The organism is Pseudomonas sp. PONIH3, assembly GCF_002934345.1.
Lineage (GTDB): Bacteria > Pseudomonadota > Gammaproteobacteria > Pseudomonadales > Pseudomonadaceae > Aquipseudomonas > Aquipseudomonas soli.
The window spans coordinates 949,131-971,834 of record NZ_CP026386.1 but is presented as its reverse complement, the minus strand read 5'-3'; the positions used below and the strand labels follow the sequence as shown (position 1 = coordinate 971,834).

Genomic DNA, 22,704 nt, shown 5'->3' with positions numbered 1-22,704 from the left:
TAACTTGACTTCATGGTCAGATTTTGTGATCGTGCGCGCCCTTTCAGTTTCTCAAGCACCAGAAAAAGCATGGGCAACCCAAGAGCTGCCCAGAGGATCAACCATGTCCAACCGTGATATTTCCCGGCGTTCGTTCCTGCAAGGCGGGCTGATCGCCGGTGTCGGCGTGACCATGGCGCCGCTCGGCAGCCAGGCGTTCGCCGCCCTGATGGAGAGCAAGGTCACCACCTCGCCGCAGAAGTGGATGAACCACGACGGCAAGGTGCGTTTGCGAAACGACGCGCTGTCCAAGGTCTGCGGCAACAAGGTGTTCGCCCGCGACATCCGTGCCAAGGACATGCCTGGCTGGCCACAGCAGCAAGGCCACGCCATGCTGCTCAAGGCCACCAAGGCCGACCGTATCTACGCGGGCTACGACCTGTCGCTGCTGGGCGCCGAGCTGCAGCCGGACCGCGTCGTCAGCGCCGATGACCTGAAGAAGGACGGCATCGCCTGGCCCGAGGCCCACTCGCCAGACCCCTTGCTGCCGCCCGGCCAGGTACCGATGTTCATCGGCCACCCGGTGGCGATCCTGATCTGGAACGACTTCGAGCGCTTCCGCAAGGCCAAGCTCAAGCTGCAGTTCAACGACCAGGCGATCCGCTACGGCGCCCAGGCCCCGCTGTACCAGCGCGATCCTTACGGCAGCTTCCGTTTCGTGCGCGTGGCCGGCAAGACGCCGTTCGACGAGGACGAATACTCGAGCCTGAAGAACACCATGCTGTTCCCCACCATCCTGGCGCGCAAGCCGGTATGGACCGCCGAGCCCAAGCAGCATGGCACCCTCACCGAGCAGGGGATGTTCTACGCCCAGCGCATCGACGAGCAGCTCAAGCAGCCGCCGGAAGACTGGCTGCTGTTCGACGAGCGCTACAAGACCCCGTCGATCGAGCCCGCAGCCCTCGAGCCGGACAACGGCAACGGCTGGTTCGACCCGGCCACCGGCACCCTGCATTTCGTCGTCGCCACCCAGTGTCCGTTCGAAGTGGCGCAGGAATGCGTGCACATGATCAAGCCGTCGCGTTTCGGCCTGAAGCACCTGAACATGCACCCGGGCTACACCGTCGGCTACGGCTCCAAGGACAACAACATCTTCGTGTTCTACGCCGCCGTCGCCGCCCTGTACGGCGCGGGCGTGCCGATCCGCCTGGCGAACGACCGCTACGAGCAGTTCCAGAGCGGCATCAAGCGCCACCCGTTCGACATCCGCTACCAGCTGGCCGTCGACAAGAAGGACATGAGCTTCAAGATCTTCCGCGCCGACATGACCGTCGACGGCGGCGGGCGCATCAACTACAGCCCTTCAGTGGCCTCGGTGGGCGCTACCGCCGCGCAGTCGATCTACTACATGCCGCAGAACGACCTGTCGGTCACCGCCTACCACTCGCGCGGCGTCGAGGCCGGCTCCATGCGCGGCTACGGCACCCTGCAGAGCATGGCCGCCACCGAGATGATGGTCGACGAGATCGCCGATCGCCTGGGCGTGGATGCCATCGAGCTGCGCCGCAAGAACGCGCTCAAGTCGGGCATGAAGAACACCCAGGGCGCGGTACCCGCCGGTGCCCTGCGCCTGCACGAGATCCTCGACAAGGCCGCGGAACACGACTGGTGGAAGAACCGCCATGCGCGCAAGCAGGCCGAAGACGCCAAGGACCATGACAACTGGTACGGCGTGGGTTTCGCCATCACCCAGAAGGACTTCGGCACCGGCGCCGAAGCGCCGATGGCGGCGGTCGAGTTCACTGCCGATGGCCAGATTACTCTGCGCCATATCGGCACCGAGCTGGGCACCGGCATGTCGACCTCCCAGGCCCTGGTGGTCAGCGACTTCCTCGGCCGCGTCGCCGATCACGTGCAGACCGCCCAGACCGAATGGCCTGAGCTGCAACTGAGCACCAGCGGCAACCCCTACCTGATCAGCCAGGCCGAGCAGGACGCCGCGCTGCGCAACCCGCGCTGGGTCGCCAAGCTGGCTTCGCCGTCGTCGGCGACCAACTCGGCGTTCTACTTCAGCCACGCCACCCGCGAGGCGGCCCGAGTGCTGTTCAACCACGGCCTGTGGCCGGCGGCCATGGCCTTGTGGAGCCAGGGCCCGTTCGGCGGCCAGGCCAATCCGTTGGTGGTGCGCCGCGAGAACGCGGTGTGGGTCAACGGCGCGCTGACCGGCAATGGCCTGGAGCCGATCCCGTTCGCGGAGCTTGCCAAGAAGGCCCACGAGATGGGCCTGATTACCGGCGTCAGCGTACATGGCTTCAACCGCTGGAGCTGGGCCGAGGCCGACTTCGTCATCGACGGCGTGCGCGAGCGCCTGCCGCTCGATGCCCTGGCGGTGAAGTACGGCGACGGTGCGCTGAACGCGAAGAAGGCGCAGATGAACAGCGCCGGCTTCCACCTGCTCGACCGGCAGAACGTCGAGTACCCGGCCACCCAGCTGAACAACGCCATGGTCACCTACTACAGCCCGGTGGCGACCATCGTCGAGGTCAAGGTGAACAAGGGCAGCGGCGAGGTCAGCGTGCTCAACCACCACAGCTGGGTCGAGTGCGGCCGGGTGCTGGTGCCCGAGCTGGTCAAGGGCCAGCTCGAGGGCGGTATCGCCATGGGCATCGGCCATGCGCTGCTGGAGGAGATGCCGCTGTACGAGGGTGGCCCGGGCGAGGGCGACTGGAACTTCAACCGTTACCGCCTGCCGATGGCCCGGCATGTGGCGGTGTGGAAGCAGACGTCCGAGATCCTGCCGCCGCTGTCGCCGACCGACCCGTCCAAGGGCATCGCCGAGGTGGTGATGATCCCGGTGGTCGGCGCCATCGGCAACGCCGTGGCCCATGCCATCGGCAAGCGTGTCCGCGACCTGCCCATCACCCCCGCCCGCGTCAAGGAGGCCCTCAATGGCTGACCGCAAGCTGCAACTGACCCTCAACGGTCAATCTGTCGTCACCGAGGTGGTCCCCGATGACCTGGCGATGATCGACTACCTGCACGAGTACCAGAACCTCACAGGCTCGCGCCTGGGCTGCGGGCAGGGCATCTGCCATGCCTGCGTGGTGATCGTCGACAACCCCGACGGCACCAGCGAGGAAGTGCGCACCTGCATCACCGGCGCGCACTATTTCGAGGGCAAGCAAGTGCGCACCATCGAAGGCCACGCCAAGCGCGACGATGCGGGCAACCCCACCGAGTTGAACCCGATCCAGCAGAAGTTCGTCGACCGCTTCGCCTTCCAGTGCAGCTACTGCGCCCCGGGCTTCGTCAACGCCGCCACGGTGCTGGTGGAGAAGGCCCAGCGCAAGCCGCTGAAAAAGAGCGAGCTGGAGCAGGCCATCGAAGCCAGCCTCGGCCACCATGTGTGCCGCTGCACCGGCTATGTGCGCTACTACGAGGCGACCCGCGACGTGCTGGGCGACCTCGGCCTGGTCAAGGAGGGTTGAGCATGACGCGAGTTCTGAGCAGCCTGGCCCTGGCCATTGGCGCGCTGGTCGCCTGCAATGTCCAGGCGGCCGACGAGGCATTGATCAAGCGCGGCGAATACCTCGCCCGCGCCGCCGACTGCATGGCCTGCCACACCGCCGAAGGCGGCGCGCCCTACGCCGGCGGTCTGCCGATCCATTCGCCGTTCGGCACCATCTACGGCACCAACATCACCCCGGACAAGCAGCACGGCATCGGCAACTACAGCAGCGACGAGTTCTTCGCCGCCCTCACCGAGGGCAAGCGCAAGGACGGCGCCAACCTCTATCCGGCCATGCCCTACACCTCGTACCACCTGATAAAGCGCGAGGATTCCGATGCGATCCACGCCTACCTGATGAGCGTGGCGCCAATCAACCGGCCGGCGCCGGAAACCAGCCTGAGCTTCCCGTTCAACGTGCGCACCGGCCTGATGGGCTGGAACCTGCTGTACGGCAAGAGCGTGCAGCTGGAGGAAGGCAAGGGCAACAGCGAGGCATGGAAGCGCGGCCAGTACATGGTCGAAGTGCTCGGCCATTGCGGCGAGTGCCACACCCCGCGCAACCCCATCGGCGCGCTGCAGCAGGACAAACGCCTGACCGGCGGCCTGCTGCTGGGCTACCTGGCGCCGAGCCTGCTGGCCCAGGACCTGGCCGACCGCGGCTGGAACCAGGCCGACCTGGCGACCTTCCTCAAGCACGGTATCAGTGCCCAGGGCAGCATGTTCAACGAGATGTACCCGGTGGTGCACCACAGCACCCAGCACCTTGAAGACAGCGACCTGTCGGCCATGGCCACCTACCTGCTCGGCGACCAGCCGCCGGCGGCCAAGGTGGTGCAGGCGGTGGCCCATGAAACCCTGGGCGAGAGCGCCAAGCGTGGCCGCCAGCAGTACCTCAATGTCTGCGCCGGCTGCCACGGCGGCGATGGCGAGGGCAAGCCGCACATCGCCGTGGCCATGCAGGGCAACACCGTGCTGCGCCAGGCCGACTCGCGCAACCTGGTCAAGGCCATCGTCGACGGCATCCGCGAACAGCAGTTCACCGGCTTCGAGCGCATGCAGCCGATGCCGGGCTTTGCCGACAAGCTCGACGACCAGCAGTTGACCGACATGGTCAACTACCTGCGCGAAGCCTGGGGCGGCCTGCCGGGCGACCTGACCACCCAGCAGCTGGCCCAGCTGAAGGCGGATTGACCCGTGCAGCATCTCGACCTGCAGGTGGTGCGCCAGGCGGCGCAATGGTCGCGCGACGGCCTGCGCGTATGGTTGTGCAGCGTGCTGTGCACCTATGGCTCGGCGCCGCGCGCGCCGGGCTCGCTGCTGGCGGTAAGCGAGGGCGGGCACTGGGTGGGATCGCTGTCGGGCGGCTGCGTCGAGGATGACTTCCTCGAGCGGGTCGCCGCCGGCGAATTCGCCACGGCGGTTGCCGTGGTGCGCTATGGCGACGGCAGCGACACCCGCGGCAACATTCGCTTGCCGTGCGGCGGCATTCTCGACGTGCTGGTGGAGAACCTGCCCGGCGACTGCGCCACCCAGGCGCATCTTGCCGAGCTGGAGAGCGCCTTGCTCGGTCGTCGGCGGCTGTTGCGCGAGGTCGACCTGCGCAGCGGTGAACGGCGGCTGAGCGATGACCTCGGCCAGGGGCCACGGGTGGAGCGTGGCGAGCACTGCGTGCGCCTGCGCATCGGCGCCGCCCAGCGCCTGTTGCTGGCGGGGTATTCGAGCGTCGCGCATTTCTGCGCCGAATTCGGCAAGGGCCTGGGCTTCGAGGTGGTGCTGTGCGACCCTCGCGACGAGGTGATGGACAACGTGGCGCTGGACGGGATAGAAATCCGTCGTGAACTGCCTTCGCTGTTCATCGCCAACGGCGGCTGCCATCGCGACACCGCGGTGGTGGCGCTCACCCACGACCCCAAGATCGACGACCTGGCCATGCTCGAAGCAGTGCGTACCGAAGCGTTCTACATCGGGGTGATGGGTTCACAGGCCACCTCGGCCAAGCGTCGTGAGCGCCTGCGCCGTATCGGTGAGCTGGATGATGCCGACATGGCGCGCATTCATGCGCCGATCGGCCTGAATCTGGGCAGCAAGACGCCGGCGGAGATCGCCCTGGCGGTACTCGCCGATATCTTGCGGACCCGCAGCGGCATCGCCCGCGAGGCCTTGTGAAGGTCGTCGCCCTGGTGCTCGCGGCCGGGCAGGGCGCGCGCTTCGGCGCGGACAAGCGCCAGGCCCTGCTGGCCGATGGGCGCAGCCTGCTGCAGCACAGCGTCGAGCGCGCCCTGGCGGTGTTCGACGAGGTGCGCGTGGTGCTGCGCGCAGGCGAGCGGGCCGAGGATCTTGGGCTGCCGCCAGCCTGCCGGGTCGTCCACAGCCCCGAGGCGGGCCTGGGCATGGGTCATAGCCTGGCGGCCGGCGCGGCGTCGCTGGGTGACAGCGAGGCGCAGGCAGTGGCGATCCTGCTCGGGGACATGCCGTGGATCGGGGCGGAGACCTTCCGTCGTCTGCTCGCCTCGGCGGCGCCCTCGGTCATCGTGGTGCCGCGTCATCAGGGGCAGAACGGCCACCCGGTGGTGTTCGGCCGGGATTACTGGGCCGAGCTGACGCTGTTGGCTGGTGATGAAGGGGCGCGCTCGGTGCTGCGGCGGCATGCGAGCAGCGTTTTGCTCCTGGAATTGCAGGACAGCGGTGTGCTGCGCGACGTCGATACGCCCTCGGCGCTCGGCTAGACTGCCCGGGGGCCGCTGCGTCACCGACGCCACCATTGAGGGAAAACCCTCATTGCCGCTCATCCGGCGGCCTCCTAGCATGGATCCGGTTACCTACCCCAGGCCACAGGAGCACTACCATGACCAGCCCCAACGACGACAAACGCCCAACCCCCGACCCGGCCGAGGACAACGCCTTCTTCCCTTCGCCGTACTCCCTCAGCCAGTTCACCTCGCGCAAGTCCGACCTCAGCGGCGCCGACTATCCCGACGCCTACCGTGGCGGACGCTGGAAGGTCCTGCTGATCGGCGCCGACGAGCGCTACCTGCTCACCGACAACGGCACGCTGTTCTCCACCGGCAACCACCCGGTGGAAACCCTGCTGCCGATGTACCACCTGGACAAGGCCGGTTTCGCCTTCGACGTCGCGACCTTGTCGGGCAACCCGGTCAAGTTCGAATACTGGGCCATGCCCGGCGAGGACACCGAGGTGCTGGGCCTGTTCGATCGCTACAAGCCAGCGTTCAAGCAGCCGCGCAAGCTCGCCGATGTGCTGGAACAGGCCCTGGGTGAGGACTCGGACTATATCGGTGTGTTCATCCCGGGCGGCCACGGCGCGCTGATCGGCCTGCCGGAAAGCGAGGAAGTCGGGCGAGTGCTGAAATGGGCGGCGGACCACGACAAGTTCGTCATCACCCTGTGCCACGGCCCGGCGGCGCTGCTGGCCGGCGGCAAGCTCTACGACGGCTACAAGATCTGCGCCTTCCCTGACGATCTGGATGCCAAGACCCCGGACATCGGCTACATGCCCGGACACCTGACCTGGAAGTTCGGCGAACGCTTGCAGGCCCAAGGCGTCGAGATCATCAACGAGGGTATCTCCGGTGCCGTCCACCAGGACCGCAAGCTGCTCACCGGCGACAGTCCATTGGCCGGCAATGCCCTGGGCAAGCTGGCCGCCTCGGCGCTGCTCAAGGCAGTCAACGGCGGATGAGGGACCTGCCATTCGACCAGGTGGTGCAAGCCGTCCAGCGGATCGCGCAGGCCACTGACCTCGCGGATATCCAGTCGGCCGTGCGCAATGTCGCCCGGCCGCTGGGCTATGACCGCTTCGTGCTGTTCAGCGCCAGCGCTGCGCGGGACGAGGTGGTCGAGCGTATCCATTGGGTGGAGGGGGACTGGTTCGGCGATGGCCAGGCGGTCGACGCCCAGACCTACGTGCGCCACTGTCCGGTGACCCGTCACCTGCTGGCGGCACGCGAGCCGTTCTTCTGGAGCAAGCGGCTGGACGATGGCAACGAGCGTTATCGCGTGGTGCGGGCGCCGAGCGGGCCGGGTATCCACGGCTTGCAGGTGCCGGTGTTCGGTCCCGCAGGCCTGGAGGGCGCCATGAGTTTCGGTGGAGCGCAGGTCGTGGCGACACCTGCCGCACGCCTGGCCCTGACGCTGCTGGCCCAGGCCGCGTTCGCGGGCGCTCGGCGGCTGCTGGAAGTGCCCAGCGGCCAGGGGCGTTTGTCCGAGCGTGAGCGCCAGGTCCTGGCCTGGACCGCCGCCGGGCAGCGCCAGGCCGATATCGCCGCCACCCTCGGACTATCACTGCGCACGGTGGAAAACCACCTGCGCGCCGCCCGCCGGCGCCTGGGGGTGAGCACCACCGCCCAGGCGATCAGGATCGCCCTGGGCAGCGGTGCGCTCGACTGACTCAGCCCTTGTGCGCGACGTTCAGCACCACCTTGCCGATATGCCGGCCCGACTCCATCAGTTCATGGGCCTGGCTGGCCGCGGCCAGTGGGAAGGTGGCGTGGATCAGCGGCTTGACCGCGCCGCTGCGTACATGGGGCCAGGCCTTGGCTTGCAACTCGCCGAGGATCGCCGCCTTGTCGTCGGCGCTGCGCGCGCGCAGGGTCGAGCCGATATGGGTCAGGCGCTTGGTCAGCAGTGGGAACAGGTCGACCTCGGTGGCCGGGCCCTTGACCACGCCGATCTGCACGATGCGCCCGTCCATGGCGGCGGCCCTGAAGTTCCGCGCCACGTAGTCGCCGGCGATGATGTCGACGATCACATCCACGCCCTTGCCGTCGGTGTGCGCCATGACTTGCTCGACGAAGTCCTCGCGGGTGTAGTCGATGGCCACGTCGGCGCCAAGTTCGAGGCTTGCGGCCTGTTGCCCGGCGCCATTGACCGTGGTGAAGATCTTCGCCGCGCCGAAGGCCCGGGCCAGCTGCGTCGCGGTAGTGCCGATGCCCGACGCGCCGCCATGGATCAGCACGCTTTCACCGGCCTTGAAGCCGCCGCGCTGGAACAGGTTGACCCACACGGTCATGAAGGTTTCCGGCAGCGCCGCGCCCTCGACCATCGACAGGTTTTCCGGCAGGTGCGCGGTGGTGCGTTCGTCGGCCACGGCGTACTCGGCATAACCACCGCCCTGGACCAGCGCGATCACGGCATCGCCGAGGGCAAAGTGACGGACCTGCTCGCCGATGGCCACCACCTTGCCGGCGATCTCCAGGCCCGGGATGGCCGGCGCGCCGGCGGGTGGATCGTACAGGCCCTTGCGCTGCAGCAGGTCGGGGCCGTTGACGCCGGCGGCATGCACCTGCACCAGCACCTCGCGCGGGCCTGGCTGGGGCGTGGCATGGCTGGCAACCTGCAGGACCTCGGGGCCGCCTGGCCGGGTGATGTCGATGGCGCTCATTTGGCTGGGGATGATGTGACGCATGAAGACCTCTGTCATTCTGAAGAAAGGCCGTGTCGGCCCGTTGCATCACAGGGTATGCAAGCCGGGTTGCCCGGTCGCGCGGCGATTTTGCGACGCACCTTTGCAGATTTTCTTCAGCCGGCAGTGGCTGCGCTGAATCAGGAGTAGACCAATGAACTGGGATGATGCGCGCATGCTGCTGGCCTTGAGCCGCGAACAGACCCTGCGCCGCGCCGCCCGCGTGCTGCGGGTCGACCAGGCCACGGTGGGCCGGCGAGTGGCGGCGCTGGAGGCGGACCTGGGCTCGACCCTGTTCCTGCGCACGCCGGCCGGCTACCAGTTGACCGCCATCGGTGAAGTGGCCGTGGAAATGGCGCAGAAGATGGAACAGGCGGCCCTGGAACTGGCCCGCCGAACCCGAGGCGCGGATAACGAGGAGGCCGGCGAAGTGCGCATCGCCACTACCGACTCCCTGGCCCTGGAATTCGTCATCCCGGCACTGCGGCAGGTGCACGAGACCCATCCCGAGGTGCGCGTGGTGCTCAGCGGCAGCTCGGAGATCGTCAACCTGTCGCAACGCGAAACCGACATCGCCATCCGCAATCAGCGCCCGGACAGCCCCGACCTGGTGCTGCGCAAGCTGGCCAGCTGGCAGATGGGCCTGTTCGCCTCGGCGGATTACCTGGCGCGCCGGGGCGTGCCGGAAGAGGGCAGCTTTGCCGGCCACGACCTGGTGGTGTATGAGCCGTATTGGCGCGACCGTGCCGAACCGACCCTGGTGGACGTGCCCATGGGCGAAGGGCGGGTGGTGATGGCGGCCAACGCCAGCATGATGCTGCGCCGCGGCATCGCCGAAGGCCTGGGCCTGGGGGAGATCCCGGTGGAGCTGGGGCAGCGTGACGGCTTGCGGCGAGTCTGGCCCCAGCGTACGCGCAGCCAGCCCTACGAGGTGTGGATGGTCACCCACCAGGACCTGCGCCACACGGCGCGGGTGCGCGCGGTGATCGACCAGTTGGTGCGGGCGTTTGCCGGGCCAGGCGAGTGACGGGCGCTGCAGTCAGCCTGCAACGGCCAAAGGGCTGAACGCGTCTGCGATGAAGGCTTCGAGGGCCTGGGCCTCGATGATCTCGATCGAGAAATGCCCGAAACGCTTGGGCAACCAGATGATGCGGGCTCCGGCAGGCGACTGCAGGTGCTCGCGAGCCAGTGGCTTGCCGTTCTCGTCCTCGGGCTGGATGCCATTGGCCGTCAGTTGGTCATAGGCTTGCTCGATGTCCGGCGTGGAGTAGCAGTGGCGGTAGATCATCCCTTCGCCGTGGGTATCGAGCAGGTCCTTGAGGTTGCCCGCCAGCGGCTGGACCAGCATGAAACGCTCCTGGCCGACCCGGGCGATCGCATAGTGGACGTGCAGGCCGCCGCGTTCCCAGACCAGCGGGCGGGAAATGTCGGCGCCCAGCACTTGTGCGTAATAGCTACAGGCGGCGTCCAGATCGGCGACCAGTACATCCACGTGGCTGAACTTGAGGTCCATCGCATTGCTCGCTCATGCAGAAGGTTCAGGGCTGTGCCGGCGCGACGTCGCTCACCGAGTCTGCTTCGGGCTGGCCGGCCTCGGCCGCCAGTTTCAACCGGTCGGCCTTGGAAATGTAGGGGTTCCTGTTTTTCGGCGCCAACTTGGCACTGGCCTTCTTGGCGTGGGCTTTCAACAGCTGGTTGATCTTTTTACGACGGTTCATGTTATTCCACTTCATTGACGCTGGGTGCGGCCGCAGGGCGAACGATACAGCAAACCGCCACTGAGGAATCGTCATATTCGCGCTACACCATCAGCTGACGGGTTTAACCGAGCGACAGGCACGGAGCCTGTCGCACCCGACAAGGAGGTCATCATGCAATGGACGCCACAATCTGCAACCTGCCTGAAAGCGCTGCTCTTTGGCTGCCTGGCAGCCGCCGCCTCGCCTATCTTCGCCGAGCAAATCTGCGCGCTGCCCGACAGCGTCGAGCCTGCGCCGGCCCGCCCGGTGGACTACGTCAACAAGGACCTGCCCACGGATTACCTGGCCCTGGTGCTGTCCTGGTCGCCGGAGCATTGTGAAGCCCAGCGCAACAAGCCCAAGGCGCAACGCGAAAAGCATGCCTTCCAGTGCTTCTCGGGCAATCGTTTCGAATGGGTGGTGCACGGCCTGTGGCCGCAGAATGGCTACGCCAGGTCCAACCAGGACCATCCGCGCAACTGCCAGACAGTCGGTTCGCTACCGGCACCCTTGGTCAGGCAGCACCTGTGCATGATGCCCGGGCCGGACCTGATGCAGAACGAATGGCAGGCCCACGGTACCTGCGGCTGGTCGTCGCCGGAGCGCTACTTTGCCGATATCCAGCGGGTCTACGACTCGCTGCAGCGGCCCTCCCTGCAGGAAATGCTCGGCAGCGAAGCGGGCCCCAACCAATTGGTGGACGCCAAGGTGAGCGACATCAAGCAGGCGTTCCTGGCCCATAACCCGGCGCTGCCTGCGCAGAGCCTGCGGGTATCGGTGGGTTCGGGCAACCGTTTGAAAGAGCTCTGGGTCTGCCTGGACAAGCAGCTTGGGCCGACGCCGTGCCCAACCGGCGGCACTCCAGACAACCAGCAGATCAAGGTTCGTGCACCCTTCAAGTAGCTTTCCTGCACGGAGCGCACCCAGGCGAGCAGCCGCTACTGGCGACTACCTGCGCGTTCGCGCCATCGCCGGCACCCATGTCGTGGTGTTGGTCTGGGCAGTGCTTCATTGGCCCGGAGGCGCGGACACTGGCCAAATGTCGCGCTGGTGTGTAGGTGTTTTCCTTCAAGGTAGGTAGTACCTTTTAGGGTGCACTGTATATTCATCCAGTATTCATTGGAGATTCCATGCTTCGGGTACGCCAGGGCCCAAAATGGCTGCGTGGACAATAAATCCAGCTCCGTTAGTTTGAAGGCCTCTCCTTCGGAAAGGGAGAGTTCACAAACCACATGGAGTTACAACGATGAACCAACCAGAAAACCAGAACCCGCTTCGTCACGGTCGTGTCACCTCCCCAGCCTCGCGTGGCGCGGTCGCCATCGACCTCGGCGTGCTGAGTGGCTGGCAGGTCGATGAAATGGAAGGCGGCAAGAACTTCCCGGCCCTGGCCGCCGGTCCGTTCCCGGCGCCGTTCCAGTCGGACAACCCGAGCGTCGCCCCGCCCGCCGATGGCTACATCCTCAGCGGTGGCAAGACCGACGCCCGTGACTGCGTCAACTTCACCGACGAGGAGATGGGCAAGAAGCTCAACCGCGCCTTCACCTGGCCGCTGATCAATGTCGACGCCGGGCAAGTGTTCAAGGTGACCTGGCGCTACACCGCGCCGCATACCACCCGCGGCTATCGCTGGCTGATCACCAAGGACGGCTGGGACCCGAAACAACGCATCACCCGTGCACAACTGGAAGACAAGCCGTTCGCCGAGGACTTCTACCCGCAGGTGCCGTATTACAGCCACGCCGGCGAGTTGAAGGCCAAGGTCGATCACGAAGTGAAGCTGCCGGCCAACAAGAAAGGCCGTCACGTGATCGTGCTGATGTGGATCGTCGCCAATACCGGCAACGCCTTCTACCAGGCATTCGACGTCGACTTCCAGTAAGTCCGCGGGATCTACACACGTTCTGAAGGATTAGAACATGGCAACGATTGACTTTACCCAACTCAAGGCAGCGCAGGATGACGCTGCATCGCGAATGCCCAGCCTGGCGGGCAAGAAGATCCTCATGGGCTACTGGCACAACTGGCCGGCCGGCCCGGCGGATGGTTACCAGCGCGGGCAGTTCGCCAACATGAGCCTGGAGGAGGTGCCGCGCGACTACAACGTGGTGGCGGTGGCCTTCATGAAAGGCAGCGGCATACCGACCTTCAAGCCTTACAACCTGTCCGATGCCGAGTTCCGGCGCCAGGTGGGCGTGCTCAACAGCCAGGGCAGGGCGGTGCTGATGTCCCTGGGCGGCGCCGATGCGCATATCGCCTTGAACCCGGGCCATGAACAGCCGCTGGCCAATGAAATCATCCGCTTGGTGGAGACCTACGGTTTCGACGGGCTGGACATCGACCTTGAACAGAGCGCGATCGATTTCGCCGCCAACAAGACGGTCCTGCCTGCCGCTCTGAAACTGGTGAAGGATCACTACGCCGCCGAGGGCAAGCATTTCATCATCAGCATGGCACCGGAGTTCCCCTACCTGACCAGCGCGGGGCGCTACGTCGACTACCTCAAGGCACTGGAGGGGTACTACGACTTCATCGCCCCGCAGTTCTACAACCAGGGGGGTGACGGGCTCTGGGTGCAGGAGGCCAACAATGGCAACGGCGCCTGGATCGCGCAGAACAACGATGCCATGAAGGAGGACTTCCTGTTCTACCTGACCGAGAGCCTGGTCAGTGGCACCCGCGGCTTCACCCGGATCCCGGCCGACAAGTTCGTCATCGGCCTGCCGGCCAACGTCGATGCAGCCGCCACCGGCTATGTGATCAACCCGACGGCGGTGACCAACGCGTTCAAGCGTCTCTACGCCAAGGGCGTGTCGATCAAGGGCCTGATGACCTGGTCGGTCAACTGGGACAGCGGGGTCAACAAGAACCACGTGCCTTACAACCAGGAGTTCAGCCGGCGCTACGGGCCGCTGATCAACAGTGGCAACAAGGCCACGGCGTCCACCGACGCCTGATCGAGCTAGCATCCGGCAGACGTGCCTGATGCCCGACAGTCGAGGCCTGTCGGCTTGATCACCGCATGAAGATCCGATGCCGCAAGGCATCGGATTTTTTGTGCCTGGTCGCTAGTGTGGTGTTTCACAAATAACGACCAATAAATCGCGAGCGCTTTTTGCGCTCATGCGGTGTTGTCGCTCCTAGCCGTAGCTGGGCTACGACTCGTCGCGACGCCTTGCCTGAGCGCAAAAATCGCTCGCGATTTATTGGTCGTATTTGCAAAACACCACACTAGGGCGCCGGTACGAAAATGGCGAGTCACTGCTACCCACAGGGGCTACCATGTCACCCATGGCCAATATCAACGACACTACCGAAAACGACGCCTGTTACCTGGCACTGAAAGCGCACGATGCGCGCTCGAACGGCTGTGTTGCCCTGGGCTGGCGTCCGCCCTATGACACTGCCGCAATGCTCGGCTTTCTGCGCCTGCGGGCGATACCCGGCGTGGAGCGTGTGGAGGAGGGGATATACACCCGTACGCTGCATCTCATGCAGGACGGTCAGGAACATTGCGGCTGGTTGAGCGTGGCCTTTGACGAGGCGGGCACCCAGGTGCGAGTAAGGATCAGCGATTCCCTGACGGGCGTCGTGCCCACGGTGATCAACCGCGTGCGCGCCGCGCTCGACCTGGATGCCGACCCGCTCGCCATCGACGCCGTGCTGCACAGTGCGTTCCCTTCGGGCGCGGGCCTGCGCGTTCCGGGAACGGTTGACGGTTTCGAGGTGGCCGTGCGCGCCGTGCTGGGCCAACAGATCACCGTGGCCGCTGCGCGCACATTGGGCGCACGCCTGGCCGCGGCTTTCGGGCAACCCATCACAACGCCGCTGGCTGGCATGGACCGTCTGTTCCCCACGCCCGCCGCGCTGATTGCGGCCAGCGGGGATGAACTGGGCCGGCTGGGCATCACGCGCCAACGCCAGGCGGCGCTCAAGGCACTGGCGGAGGCGGTGCTGGAGGGTGGCCTGGTCCTGAGCCCGGGTGTGGACATCGCGGCCACCTGTGCCCGCTTGCGCGCACTGCCGGGGATCGGCGACTGGACCGCGCAATACATCGCCTTGCGTGCGTTGCGCTGGCCCGATACCTTCCCGGCGGGCGATGTGGCGCTGCAAAAAGCCCTGGGTGTGAGCAGCGCACAGGCGGCAACGCAAGCCGCGCAGGGCTGGCGACCCTGGCGCGGTTATGCAGTGCTGCGCGCCTGGCAAAGCCTGACAGGCCAGCCTAAATAGGTGTGAACCTATTCACTGTCTGTTCAGCGCATACACCAGGCCTGCATGGGGCGAAACCTTGTCGTTGCTGCTGCACCTGGACGCCCAAGCATCAGTTCAAGCTGTGGGTCGACTACACCTTGCCCGGTAACTGGAGCCTTACCTCGGTGGGGCTGGGCACCACGGCGGTCACCGGCACCACCTCTTACGACCACGTCTTCGGCCTGCCCGGTTATGCCATCTGGGATGCTCGGGTCGCGTACAAGGTCAGACCATGGCGGCGAACCTCAATAACCTGCTGGACAAGAAGTACTACCAGCCGGCTTACAACACCATCGACTACAACAACTACTACGGCGACCCGCGCAACGTCATGTTCAGTGTCAAATACACGCCTGAACCCTAGTGTGGTGTTTCACAAATAACGACCATAACTCGCGGTGCTTTTTGCGCTCATGCGGCGTTGTCGCTCCTCGCCGTAGCTGGGCTACGACTCGTCGCGACGCCTTGCCTGAGCGCAATAATCACTCGCGATTTATTGGTCGTATTTGCAAAACACCACGGTGATGCTGCGTTGAATACAGCCTGGTGCGCCAGCCCGGTCGGAATGCTCATTTACAATCCGTAAAGTCGAGCGCGGCTCCGACCGTTCCTCGGCTGTTTTCGCCTTGGCTGACCTTCGTCTCAAGACTTTTCAAACAGACCCTAGTTTGGCTGTAGCGCGCGCTTTACGATCTCAGCCTGACCAATCTCGGCCCCCGACGGTCTCAAGGTTTACCGAGCTAGACGCAATCCTGTGAATCCGTCCTGCATTCCGTGCGTGCATATCTAATTGATTTATAAGCTATAAAAAAATCTTGTAGCGTGCTAATGGCATTACTGATCAAATGTACCGCCAGGAGTTGGTCAATTGATCTAGTCGATTGACCATGACTTGAGGATTGCCGGCCCGATGAGAGGGTTAGATGAACCAACAATCTCCCAGGACCGGGGCTGAAATTGGTAGAGGTCATATGAGAATAATAATCGTTGCATTATTGCTGGCATCGCTTGCAGGTTGCGGGCTGGATGAACAGCCGGCCGAGAAATCCAACACGGACTGGGAGTTTCTTGGAAACTCCAGCGAGATGCAGCATTCCTCTTCGCTGAAGGCTATCAACAGGGACACCGTCGGTTCACTGGGCCTGGCTTGGTGGGTGGACCTCCCGGTCAGTGACGGCCTGGTGGGTAACCCCCTGGTCAAGGACGGTATTGTTTTTCAAGGGGCACCCAACGGCCAGGTCATTGCCAACGATGTAAAGACAGGTCAGTTGATGTGGAATTTCAAAGATGAGAATGCGCAGCAGGGCTCATCGTTTGCAGGCTACTGGGGGCGCCGATTCAATCGCGGAGTGGCACTGAGTGGCAGCAATGTCATCATCGCTTCGGGTGACTGCCGTCTGATCGCGGTCGACCAGCGCACGGGCAAGAAAGTGTGGGAAGCGACATCGTGCGACTCCGCTGACATGTACGCGATTACCGCGGCGCCGCGGGTGGGCAACGGCTTGGTGTTCACCGGCAATGCCTGCCTCGATACCGGCACGACCCGTGGCTATGTCGATGCCTTCGACGCCAACAGCGGCGCTCATCGCTGGCGTTTCTACACGGTGCCTGACGATCCCTCGAAGCCGCAATCGGCGCTGTATGAGAATGCGGCTAAGACCTGGGGTAAAGACTGGTACTCGAAGACCCACGGGTGTGGCAGCGCTTGGGACGCCATGACCTATGACCCACAGCTTAATCTGCTTTACATAGGGGTAGGGGGGCCGGCACCGTTTGATCCGTCGAAGCGTGGCGAACAGGCAGGCGATGAGCTGTTCACCAACTCCATCGTGGCCCTGGATGCCAGCACGGGCGAGTACAAATGGCATTTCAAGCAAACCCCCCAGGATGCTTGGAACTACGACTCCAGCGTCGGCATCATGGTTGCCAACATCACCGTGAACGGGCAGTCGACACGCGCGGTGCTGAGCGTGCCGAAGAGTGGTTTTGCCTACGCCCTGGATGCGCAGACCGGCAAGTTCATTTCCGGCGGTGCCTACATGCCGATGGAGTGGGCTTCAGGATTGGACGCAAATGGTCGCCCGATCATGAAGCGGGAAGGGCAGTATTGGCTCAATGACGCCAAGCAGTACATGCAGCTGCCCAATGGCCTGGGCGCCCATGGCTGGGAAGCGCTGGCCTTCAACCCGGACGACGAGACGGTGTTCATTCCCGCCATGTCTCAGCCGACGCTGGTCAAGGATGATCCCGATTCCGCGCTCGGCGGCCAGTCGTTCGAGCCTGTTCAACGCTCTGCCGATGGCCAGTACCAGACCTACGGAGAAACCGTTGCCTGGGATGTACGTCATAACAGTGTGAAGTGGCGGTCGCGCTTGCCGATGCCTACCAACGGCGGCCTGCTGCATACGGCCGGAGGCCTGGTTTTCCAAGGCACCGGCGACGGGCGCATGCATGTGCTGGACGCGGCGACGGGCAAGACACTGTGGAGCCACGAGATCGGTGGCGCGGTGCGGGCCGCGCCGTCGACCGTAATGGTTGACGGTGAACAATACGTTTTGCTGGCGACCGGTACCGGCACCGCGGCTGCGACTGGGTCGTTGAACGCAGACTCAGCTTCCGCGCCGAAGGCCCGGACCACGCCACGGTTACTGGCGTTCAAGTTGGGCGGCGTCAAGGACTACCCACCGTTCGCACAAGTGCAAAAGGTGCCTGCGCCGCTCACCCCTCGGCAGCCAGAAGCACTGACAGCACTTGGTCGCAAGCTGTTCGAGGGCAGTGGCTGCGTCGAGTGCCATGGCTTGCGTGGCAATGCTGCCGGTGGCCGTGTGCCCAACCTCCTCTATGCGCCACCACCGAGCTACGACTTCTTCGAAGCCGTCGTGCGCCAGGGGCTACTTTCCAAGGCTGGCGGCGGCATGCCAGCGTTTGCGGATTTTACCGATGACCAACTAAAGGCCGTTTTTGCCTACCTGATCAACCAGGCTTGGGACGCTCATGAGGGTAAGGAGCCTCTGGCTGGCACTCACTGATCGAACACGAGGTTTGCGCGGCGGACAAGGACGTGCGCTGCCCTTTATCAATCAAACAACCGAGAGAGCACGCACTATGTGGACCAAACCCAGCTTTACCGACTTGCGCATTGGCTTTGAAGTGACGATGTACTTTGCCAATCGTTGAGTGCTGAGGCAGCACCAGGGTGCCGCCAGCAACCAGTGCATGGGGTGATCAGGGGTAAAATAGGCTGGTGACCGCTGTCCTTTCGCCATAGAGACGTACCCTTTGATTTAACTAGTGGATTTGCCAAAGACCGCCTCTATTTCCCCATCGCCCCAGCCTCCCTCGACAGGAGAACGCGCCATCATCTGACAAAAACGTGATGCTAGTTAAAGGCTTGAGCTAGTAAGTAGCTGCTTCACAGACGCTTGGTACCACGCTTCACGTCATGCTGCGTTGAAAACAGCCTCGGAAATGCTCATTTACTCCAGTGAACTCCACTTCCTCGGCTGTTTTCGCCTTGCCTGGCCGGCGTCACAAGACTTTTCATACAGGGCCTGGCGAAGCCCTCTTCGCCTCGCTTTGCGCTCGCCAATACATTCAGCTATGCCCAGACCCCACCAGGGCTTATGGTGGACTTCAATCCCTGCGACCCCTTTCACATGGCAGCATTCCCAATTCCTCCCTCACTGAGTACACTTGAGATAAATTCTTATTTGTGCCTGATAATCTTTTTAGGGAGGCGTGATGTCCACCGTTGTTCCCGATGGCACTGCGCACACCGGCCTGGAAACACTATACCGTGAGCACAGCGGCTGGCTGCACGGCTGGTTGCGCCAGCGTCTGAACAACTCCGCCGATGCCGCGGATCTGGCCCAGGACACCTTCATCCGGGTGCTGTTGGCGCGCACCGCCGGCACCCTCAAGGAGCCGCGGCACTACCTGGCGACCATCGCGCGCGGGCTGACCATCGACCTGTACCGCCGCCGCAGCCTGGAAAGCGCCTACCTTGAAGCCTTGGCGCAGCAGCCGGAGCGTTATGCGCCCTCGGCCGAAACCCACGCCGCGATCCTCGATACCCTGATGGCCATCGACCGTATGCTCGATGGGCTGGGCCCGCGCACGCGGGCTGTGTTTCTTGCCGTGCAACTGGATGGCCTGAGCTACGAGAAGACTGGCGAACGCCTGGGTGTTTCGGTGAGCACCGTGCGCAAGCACCTGGCCCGCGCGCTGATGCATTGCCTGCTGGTCGAGGACGCATGAAGGCCATTCTCAGCGCGGCGGTGGACTGGTACGTGCGCCTGCATGACAGCAATGTCGATGACGCCACCCGCGCCGCATGGCAAGCCTGGTGCACGGCCGACCCTCGCCACGCCGCAGCCTGGGCGCGCCTGGAGCAACTGCAAGGCCGCCTGGGCAGCGCCCCCCGCGGTGCCGCACAGACTCTGGAAATCGCCCGGCGCGACCGGCGCCATGCCGTGAAGGCACTGGCGCTGTTGCTCGGCGTCGGGGCCGTTGGTTGGCAGGGGTACCGGGCTTCGCCCTGGAGTGCCGACTATGCGACACGGATCGGCGAGCGCCGCCGACTGACCCTGGCCGATGGCACGCGCCTGGACCTCAACACCGACAGCCGTGTCGATGTTCGCTACGACGCGGGCCAGCGCCTGATCCAGCTGCAGCGCGGCGAGATCCTGGTGGAAACCGCCAAGGATGCGCGGCCACTCAGCGTGCGCACCGTGGCAGGCGACATCCTGGCCCTGGGTACCCGCTTCAGCGTGCGTCAGGACAACGACGTGAGCCATGTGGCGGTGGCCGCCCATGCCGTGGAGGTGCGGCCCAGCCGGGCGTCGCAGGTGGTGCGTATCGACAGTGGGTACAGCCTGAGTTTTGCCGCCGACCACATCGGCCCCCTGCAACCCTTGGCCCCCGGCGGCCAGGCCTGGGCCGAGGGCATGCTGGTCAGTGTCGACTGGCGCCTGGACGAGGTGGTCCACGAGCTGGCGCGCTACCGCCCCGGTTATCTCGGCTGCGCCGGTGAGGTCGCGGGCTTGCGCCTGTCTGGCGCATTCAACCTGGACGACACCGACGTCGCCCTGGCCAGCCTGGAAGACGCGTTGCCGGTTCGCGCACGGCGCATGACGCGCTACTGGGTGCGCATGGAGCCAATCGGCAAGGGGTAGGGGGCCCACGATCGTGGAGGCCCGAGCCGGGAACCGTGGGTGAAATCTCATCCGCTCTCAAACATTCGAGAATTTTTCGCATTTGGGGTAGCAGATTTCCTTCGCTGCTTCGGCTCTTGAGGGCGCGCGCATCAAGCGTGCCCAAGCCAACCCGAAACAGGAACCCTTTTTCATGTCCGCACGCCGTACCTCGCTAGCCTGCAGTATTCGCCAGGCGACCCTCGCACTGAGCCTTTGCGGCGCCGCGCTGGCGACCTCGACCGCCTGGGCCGCCGCGCAGCGCTACGATATCCCGGCCGGCAGCCTGGCTTCCGCGATCAGCCAGTTCGCCGCCGCCAGCGGCGTGACCATCAGCTTCAGCAATGACGAAACCAGCGGGCTGCATTCCTCGGGGCTGCACGGCAGCTTCGAGCTGGAGCAAGGTTTCTCCGCGTTGCTGCAGGGATCGGGGCTGCGCGTGCAGCAGGTGGGCGACAAGCGCTATGTGCTGAGCAAGGTGCAGAACGACGGCGCCGTCGAGCTTGGCGCTACCAGCGTCGATGCCTTGGGCCTGGGCAGCACCAGCGAAGGCACCGGCAGCTACACCACAGGTTCTGCCAGCACCGCGACCGGCCTGCGCCTGTCGGCACGCGAGACGCCGCAGTCGGTCAGCGTGGTCACCCGTCAGCAGATCGAGGACCAGAACCTGACGGACGTCACCCAGGTGCTCGAGCAGACGCCGGGCGTGGTCGTCGACAGCATGGGGCCGGCCGGCAGCGACGCCAACCATATCTATGTGCGCGGCTTCCAGGTCGGCAGCATCCAGGTCGATGGCGTCAACCGCCCCGATACCTTCGGTTTTCGCGACGACCTGGCCGACATGGTGTCGTACGACCGGGTCGAGGTGGTGCGCGGAGCGACCGGCCTGATGTCGGGGACTGGCGATCCCGGTGCCACCATCAACCTGGTGCGCAAGAAGCCGACCCTCGAGACGCAGCGCAAGCTGACCCTCAAGGCGGGCTCCTGGGACAGCTACCGTACCGAGCTGGACCTGTCCGGCAAACTGTCGGAGAGCGGCCACGTGCGCGGGCGTCTCGTCGCCTCGACCACCGACAGCCAGAGCCATGTCGACCGGCAGTCGCTGGAGCGCCAGGTAGCCTACGGCGTGGTGGAGTGGGACGTCACCGACAACACGATGTTGACCGTGGGCGCCGAGTACCAGGAGATGGACAACGACGGCGCGGGCAACCACGGCTTCCCGATGTTCAATTCCGATGGCAGTCACTTCAAACCGTCGCGATCGTTCAACTCGGCTTCGGACTGGAGCTACCACAAGCGCCGCACGAAAACGCTGTTCACCACGCTGGAACACCAGCTGGACAACGGCTGGCAGTTGAAACTGAATGCCGAGCACAGTCGCCGCAGCTATGACGACACCTTCGCCACTGCCGCCGCCGGTAGCGTCAAGCCCGATGGCAGCGGTATCAGCACCTGGACCGGGCGTTGGGCGGGTGAGCCCCGGCAGACGTCGTTCGACCTGTCCGCCAGCGGCCCGTTCGAGCTGCTTTCTCGCGAGCATCAAGCGTACCTCGGCGCCAGCCACTACCGGGCCTACTACCGTAATCCCGGTTACCAGCTATGGACGAGCCAGCCGATCGACAACATTCATACCTGGGACGGTTCGCTGGCGATTCCGGACGCCATCCACAACAAGTATTCGCAGGATGCGCTGGACGAAACCCAGGACGGCCTGGTGGCGTCGGTGCGTTGGAGCCTGGCCGATGACTTGTCGCTGATCACCGGCGCGCGGGTGATCGATTGGAAACGCGACGAAACCGGGACCACCCTGTCAAGCGGCGCGACCACGCGCACCTCGCGCAGCGAAACCGGGGTTGTCACGCCCTACGTGGGGCTGGTCTACGACTTCGCCGAGAACTGGTCGGCCTACGCCAGCTATACCGCGATCTTCAAGCCGCAGAGCAGACAGGATGCCAGTGGCGGCTACATCGAGCCGCTGGAAGGTGTGAACTACGAGTTGGGTATCAAGAGCGAGTTCTGGGACAAGCGCCTGACCACCGCCTTCAGTGTCTTCGAGGTGCAGCAGGACAACCTGGCCGTGGCTGACGGCGACAAGCTGGCACCGAACGGCGACCAGGCCTATCGCGCCGAATCCGGCACCAAGACCCGTGGTTTCGAGATGGAGATCGCGGGGCAGATCCTGCCTGACTGGCAGGTTTCCGCCAGCTACACCTATGCCCAGGCCGAAGATTCCGATGGCAAGCGTCTGCTCACTGAGGTGCCGCGCGATACCTTCAAGCTGTTCACCAGTTACCAACTGCAGTCCTTGCCACAGTTGAAGATTGGCGGCGGTGTGCGCTGGCAGGGGATGGAGTACAAGAAGAACGCCGGCCCGAACCAGGAGACGTTCAACCAAGGCGCCTACAGTGTGGTCGACCTGATGGCGCAGTACGCGTTCACGCCGCAGACCAGCGTCGCCTTGAACCTCAACAACGTGCTGGATGAGAAGTACTACTCCGCGATCGGTGGGCGCGGGTGGTACGGCACCCCGCGCAGTGCCACGGCGACGTTGGTCTACGCATTCTGATCCACGTCGGGCAGGTCGGGTGGCGCCCATGGCTGTGGCCACCC

The 22,704-nt window shown here is 64.6% G+C and carries 20 protein-coding genes and 2 pseudogenes; 19 read left to right on the top strand and 3 right to left on the bottom strand.

Annotation, left to right across the window (positions count from 1 at the left end):
• The first annotated feature begins 103 nt into the window (after window positions 1–103).
• The 7 genes from C3F42_RS04280 (at window position 104) to C3F42_RS04250 (ending at window position 7,897) form a co-directional block, all read left to right on the top strand.
• Complete coding sequence (locus C3F42_RS04280; RefSeq protein ID WP_094011101.1) at window positions 104–2,935, top strand: xanthine dehydrogenase family protein molybdopterin-binding subunit; 2,832 nt, start codon at window positions 104–106, stop codon at window positions 2,933–2,935.
• A complete protein-coding gene (locus tag C3F42_RS04275; protein ID WP_094011102.1) occupies window positions 2,928–3,467 on the top strand; it encodes a (2Fe-2S)-binding protein in 540 nt (179 codons plus the stop codon). Before C3F42_RS04280 ends, C3F42_RS04275 begins: the two co-directional genes overlap by 8 nt.
• Before the next feature lie 2 nt (window positions 3,468–3,469).
• Window positions 3,470–4,681: a cytochrome c gene (locus C3F42_RS04270; protein ID WP_038705916.1), complete on the top strand. Its 1,212-nt coding sequence runs from the start codon at window positions 3,470–3,472 to the stop codon at window positions 4,679–4,681.
• Window positions 4,682–4,684: 3 nt separating this feature from the next.
• Window positions 4,685–5,656, top strand: coding sequence for an XdhC family protein (locus C3F42_RS04265; RefSeq protein ID WP_104444026.1), 972 nt, complete (start codon window positions 4,685–4,687; stop codon window positions 5,654–5,656).
• On the top strand, window positions 5,653–6,216 hold the full coding sequence (locus C3F42_RS04260; protein ID WP_104444025.1) for an NTP transferase domain-containing protein: 564 nt from the start codon (window positions 5,653–5,655) through the stop codon (window positions 6,214–6,216). The genes C3F42_RS04265 and C3F42_RS04260 overlap by 4 nt, the downstream gene beginning before the upstream one ends.
• A 119-nt stretch (window positions 6,217–6,335) precedes the next feature.
• Entirely contained in the window at window positions 6,336–7,190 is an 855-nt protein-coding gene (hchA, locus tag C3F42_RS04255) for a glyoxalase III HchA (protein ID WP_094011105.1), read from the top strand.
• Window positions 7,187–7,897: a PA1136 family autoinducer-binding transcriptional regulator gene (locus C3F42_RS04250; RefSeq protein ID WP_094011106.1), complete on the top strand. Its 711-nt coding sequence runs from the start codon at window positions 7,187–7,189 to the stop codon at window positions 7,895–7,897. Before hchA ends, C3F42_RS04250 begins: the two co-directional genes overlap by 4 nt.
• Before the next feature lies 1 nt (window position 7,898).
• Here C3F42_RS04250 and C3F42_RS04245 read toward each other — a convergent pair whose 3' ends face one another.
• A complete protein-coding gene (locus tag C3F42_RS04245) occupies window positions 7,899–8,891 on the bottom strand; it encodes an NAD(P)H-quinone oxidoreductase (protein WP_177182907.1) in 993 nt (330 codons plus the stop codon).
• A gap of 175 nt (window positions 8,892–9,066) precedes the next feature.
• Here C3F42_RS04245 and C3F42_RS04240 point away from each other — a divergent pair, with 175 nt between their 5' ends.
• A complete protein-coding gene (locus C3F42_RS04240) occupies window positions 9,067–9,939 on the top strand; it encodes a LysR family transcriptional regulator (RefSeq protein WP_038705920.1) in 873 nt (290 codons plus the stop codon).
• Window positions 9,940–9,951: 12 nt separating this feature from the next.
• On the opposite strand, the gene C3F42_RS04235 is transcribed toward C3F42_RS04240, so the two are convergent.
• A complete protein-coding gene (locus C3F42_RS04235; protein ID WP_094011108.1) occupies window positions 9,952–10,425 on the bottom strand; it encodes a VOC family protein in 474 nt (157 codons plus the stop codon).
• A 25-nt stretch (window positions 10,426–10,450) separates the two neighbouring features.
• A complete protein-coding gene (locus C3F42_RS04230) occupies window positions 10,451–10,630 on the bottom strand; it encodes a DUF2986 domain-containing protein (protein ID WP_046855970.1) in 180 nt (59 codons plus the stop codon).
• A gap of 153 nt (window positions 10,631–10,783) precedes the next feature.
• On the opposite strand from C3F42_RS04230, the gene C3F42_RS04225 reads away from it, so the two are divergent.
• The 11 genes and pseudogenes from C3F42_RS04225 (at window position 10,784) to C3F42_RS04180 (ending at window position 22,660) form a co-directional block, all read left to right on the top strand.
• Window positions 10,784–11,554 (top strand): ribonuclease, encoded by a 771-nt coding sequence (locus C3F42_RS04225; RefSeq protein ID WP_104444024.1) that lies wholly within the window; start codon window positions 10,784–10,786, stop codon window positions 11,552–11,554.
• A gap of 343 nt (window positions 11,555–11,897) precedes the next feature.
• On the top strand, window positions 11,898–12,533 hold the full coding sequence (locus tag C3F42_RS04220; protein WP_023630096.1) for a lytic polysaccharide monooxygenase auxiliary activity family 9 protein: 636 nt from the start codon (window positions 11,898–11,900) through the stop codon (window positions 12,531–12,533).
• 37 nt (window positions 12,534–12,570) lie between these two features.
• Window positions 12,571–13,578: pseudogene (locus tag C3F42_RS04215) on the top strand (chitinase); the annotation flags it as partial.
• Window positions 13,579–13,942: 364 nt separating this feature from the next.
• Complete coding sequence (locus C3F42_RS04210) at window positions 13,943–14,881, top strand: DNA-3-methyladenine glycosylase (protein ID WP_256586266.1); 939 nt, start codon at window positions 13,943–13,945, stop codon at window positions 14,879–14,881.
• 2 nt (window positions 14,882–14,883) lie between these two features.
• A pseudogene (locus C3F42_RS30160) lies at window positions 14,884–15,072 on the top strand (hypothetical protein); the annotation flags it as partial.
• Between the two features lie 62 nt (window positions 15,073–15,134).
• Window positions 15,135–15,266 (top strand): TonB-dependent receptor, encoded by a 132-nt coding sequence (locus C3F42_RS30155; protein ID WP_023630682.1) that lies wholly within the window; start codon window positions 15,135–15,137, stop codon window positions 15,264–15,266.
• Window positions 15,267–15,825: 559 nt separating this feature from the next.
• Complete coding sequence (locus C3F42_RS04200; protein ID WP_104444022.1) at window positions 15,826–17,931, top strand: PQQ-binding-like beta-propeller repeat protein; 2,106 nt, start codon at window positions 15,826–15,828, stop codon at window positions 17,929–17,931.
• Between the two features lie 76 nt (window positions 17,932–18,007).
• A complete protein-coding gene (gene pqqA / locus C3F42_RS04195) occupies window positions 18,008–18,079 on the top strand; it encodes a pyrroloquinoline quinone precursor peptide PqqA (RefSeq protein WP_081941331.1) in 72 nt (23 codons plus the stop codon).
• Window positions 18,080–18,643: 564 nt separating this feature from the next.
• Entirely contained in the window at window positions 18,644–19,159 is a 516-nt protein-coding gene (locus tag C3F42_RS04190) for a sigma-70 family RNA polymerase sigma factor (protein WP_023630684.1), read from the top strand.
• Window positions 19,156–20,076, top strand: a complete 921-nt coding sequence (locus tag C3F42_RS04185) for a FecR domain-containing protein (RefSeq protein ID WP_094011111.1) — start codon at window positions 19,156–19,158, stop codon at window positions 20,074–20,076. Before C3F42_RS04190 ends, C3F42_RS04185 begins: the two co-directional genes overlap by 4 nt.
• Window positions 20,077–20,248: 172 nt before the next feature.
• Window positions 20,249–22,660: a TonB-dependent receptor gene (locus C3F42_RS04180; RefSeq protein WP_023631396.1), complete on the top strand. Its 2,412-nt coding sequence runs from the start codon at window positions 20,249–20,251 to the stop codon at window positions 22,658–22,660.
• Window positions 22,661–22,704: the final 44 nt, after the last annotated feature.

Excerpts from the sequence above, each read along its gene's own strand:
- C3F42_RS04245 (WP_177182907.1), bottom strand. The coding sequence starts at position 8,891 with ATGAGCGCCATCGACATCACCCGGCCAGGCGGCCCCGAGGTCCTGCAG.
- C3F42_RS30155 (WP_023630682.1), top strand. The coding sequence starts at position 15,135 with ATGGCGGCGAACCTCAATAACCTGCTGGACAAGAAGTACTACCAGCCG.
- C3F42_RS04240 (WP_038705920.1), top strand. The coding sequence starts at position 9,067 with ATGAACTGGGATGATGCGCGCATGCTGCTGGCCTTGAGCCGCGAACAG.
- C3F42_RS04220 (WP_023630096.1), top strand. The coding sequence starts at position 11,898 with ATGAACCAACCAGAAAACCAGAACCCGCTTCGTCACGGTCGTGTCACC.
- C3F42_RS04280 (WP_094011101.1), top strand. The coding sequence starts at position 104 with ATGTCCAACCGTGATATTTCCCGGCGTTCGTTCCTGCAAGGCGGGCTG.
- C3F42_RS04275 (WP_094011102.1), top strand. The coding sequence starts at position 2,928 with ATGGCTGACCGCAAGCTGCAACTGACCCTCAACGGTCAATCTGTCGTC.
- C3F42_RS04225 (WP_104444024.1), top strand. The coding sequence starts at position 10,784 with ATGCAATGGACGCCACAATCTGCAACCTGCCTGAAAGCGCTGCTCTTT.
- C3F42_RS04180 (WP_023631396.1), top strand. The coding sequence starts at position 20,249 with ATGTCCGCACGCCGTACCTCGCTAGCCTGCAGTATTCGCCAGGCGACC.
- C3F42_RS04230 (WP_046855970.1), bottom strand. The coding sequence starts at position 10,630 with ATGAACCGTCGTAAAAAGATCAACCAGCTGTTGAAAGCCCACGCCAAG.
- C3F42_RS04210 (WP_256586266.1), top strand. The coding sequence starts at position 13,943 with ATGGCCAATATCAACGACACTACCGAAAACGACGCCTGTTACCTGGCA.
- C3F42_RS04185 (WP_094011111.1), top strand. The coding sequence starts at position 19,156 with ATGAAGGCCATTCTCAGCGCGGCGGTGGACTGGTACGTGCGCCTGCAT.
- C3F42_RS04190 (WP_023630684.1), top strand. The coding sequence starts at position 18,644 with ATGTCCACCGTTGTTCCCGATGGCACTGCGCACACCGGCCTGGAAACA.
- C3F42_RS04235 (WP_094011108.1), bottom strand. The coding sequence starts at position 10,425 with ATGGACCTCAAGTTCAGCCACGTGGATGTACTGGTCGCCGATCTGGAC.
- C3F42_RS04250 (WP_094011106.1), top strand. The coding sequence starts at position 7,187 with ATGAGGGACCTGCCATTCGACCAGGTGGTGCAAGCCGTCCAGCGGATC.
- hchA (WP_094011105.1), top strand. The coding sequence starts at position 6,336 with ATGACCAGCCCCAACGACGACAAACGCCCAACCCCCGACCCGGCCGAG.
- C3F42_RS04270 (WP_038705916.1), top strand. The coding sequence starts at position 3,470 with ATGACGCGAGTTCTGAGCAGCCTGGCCCTGGCCATTGGCGCGCTGGTC.
- C3F42_RS04200 (WP_104444022.1), top strand. The coding sequence starts at position 15,826 with ATGAACCAACAATCTCCCAGGACCGGGGCTGAAATTGGTAGAGGTCAT.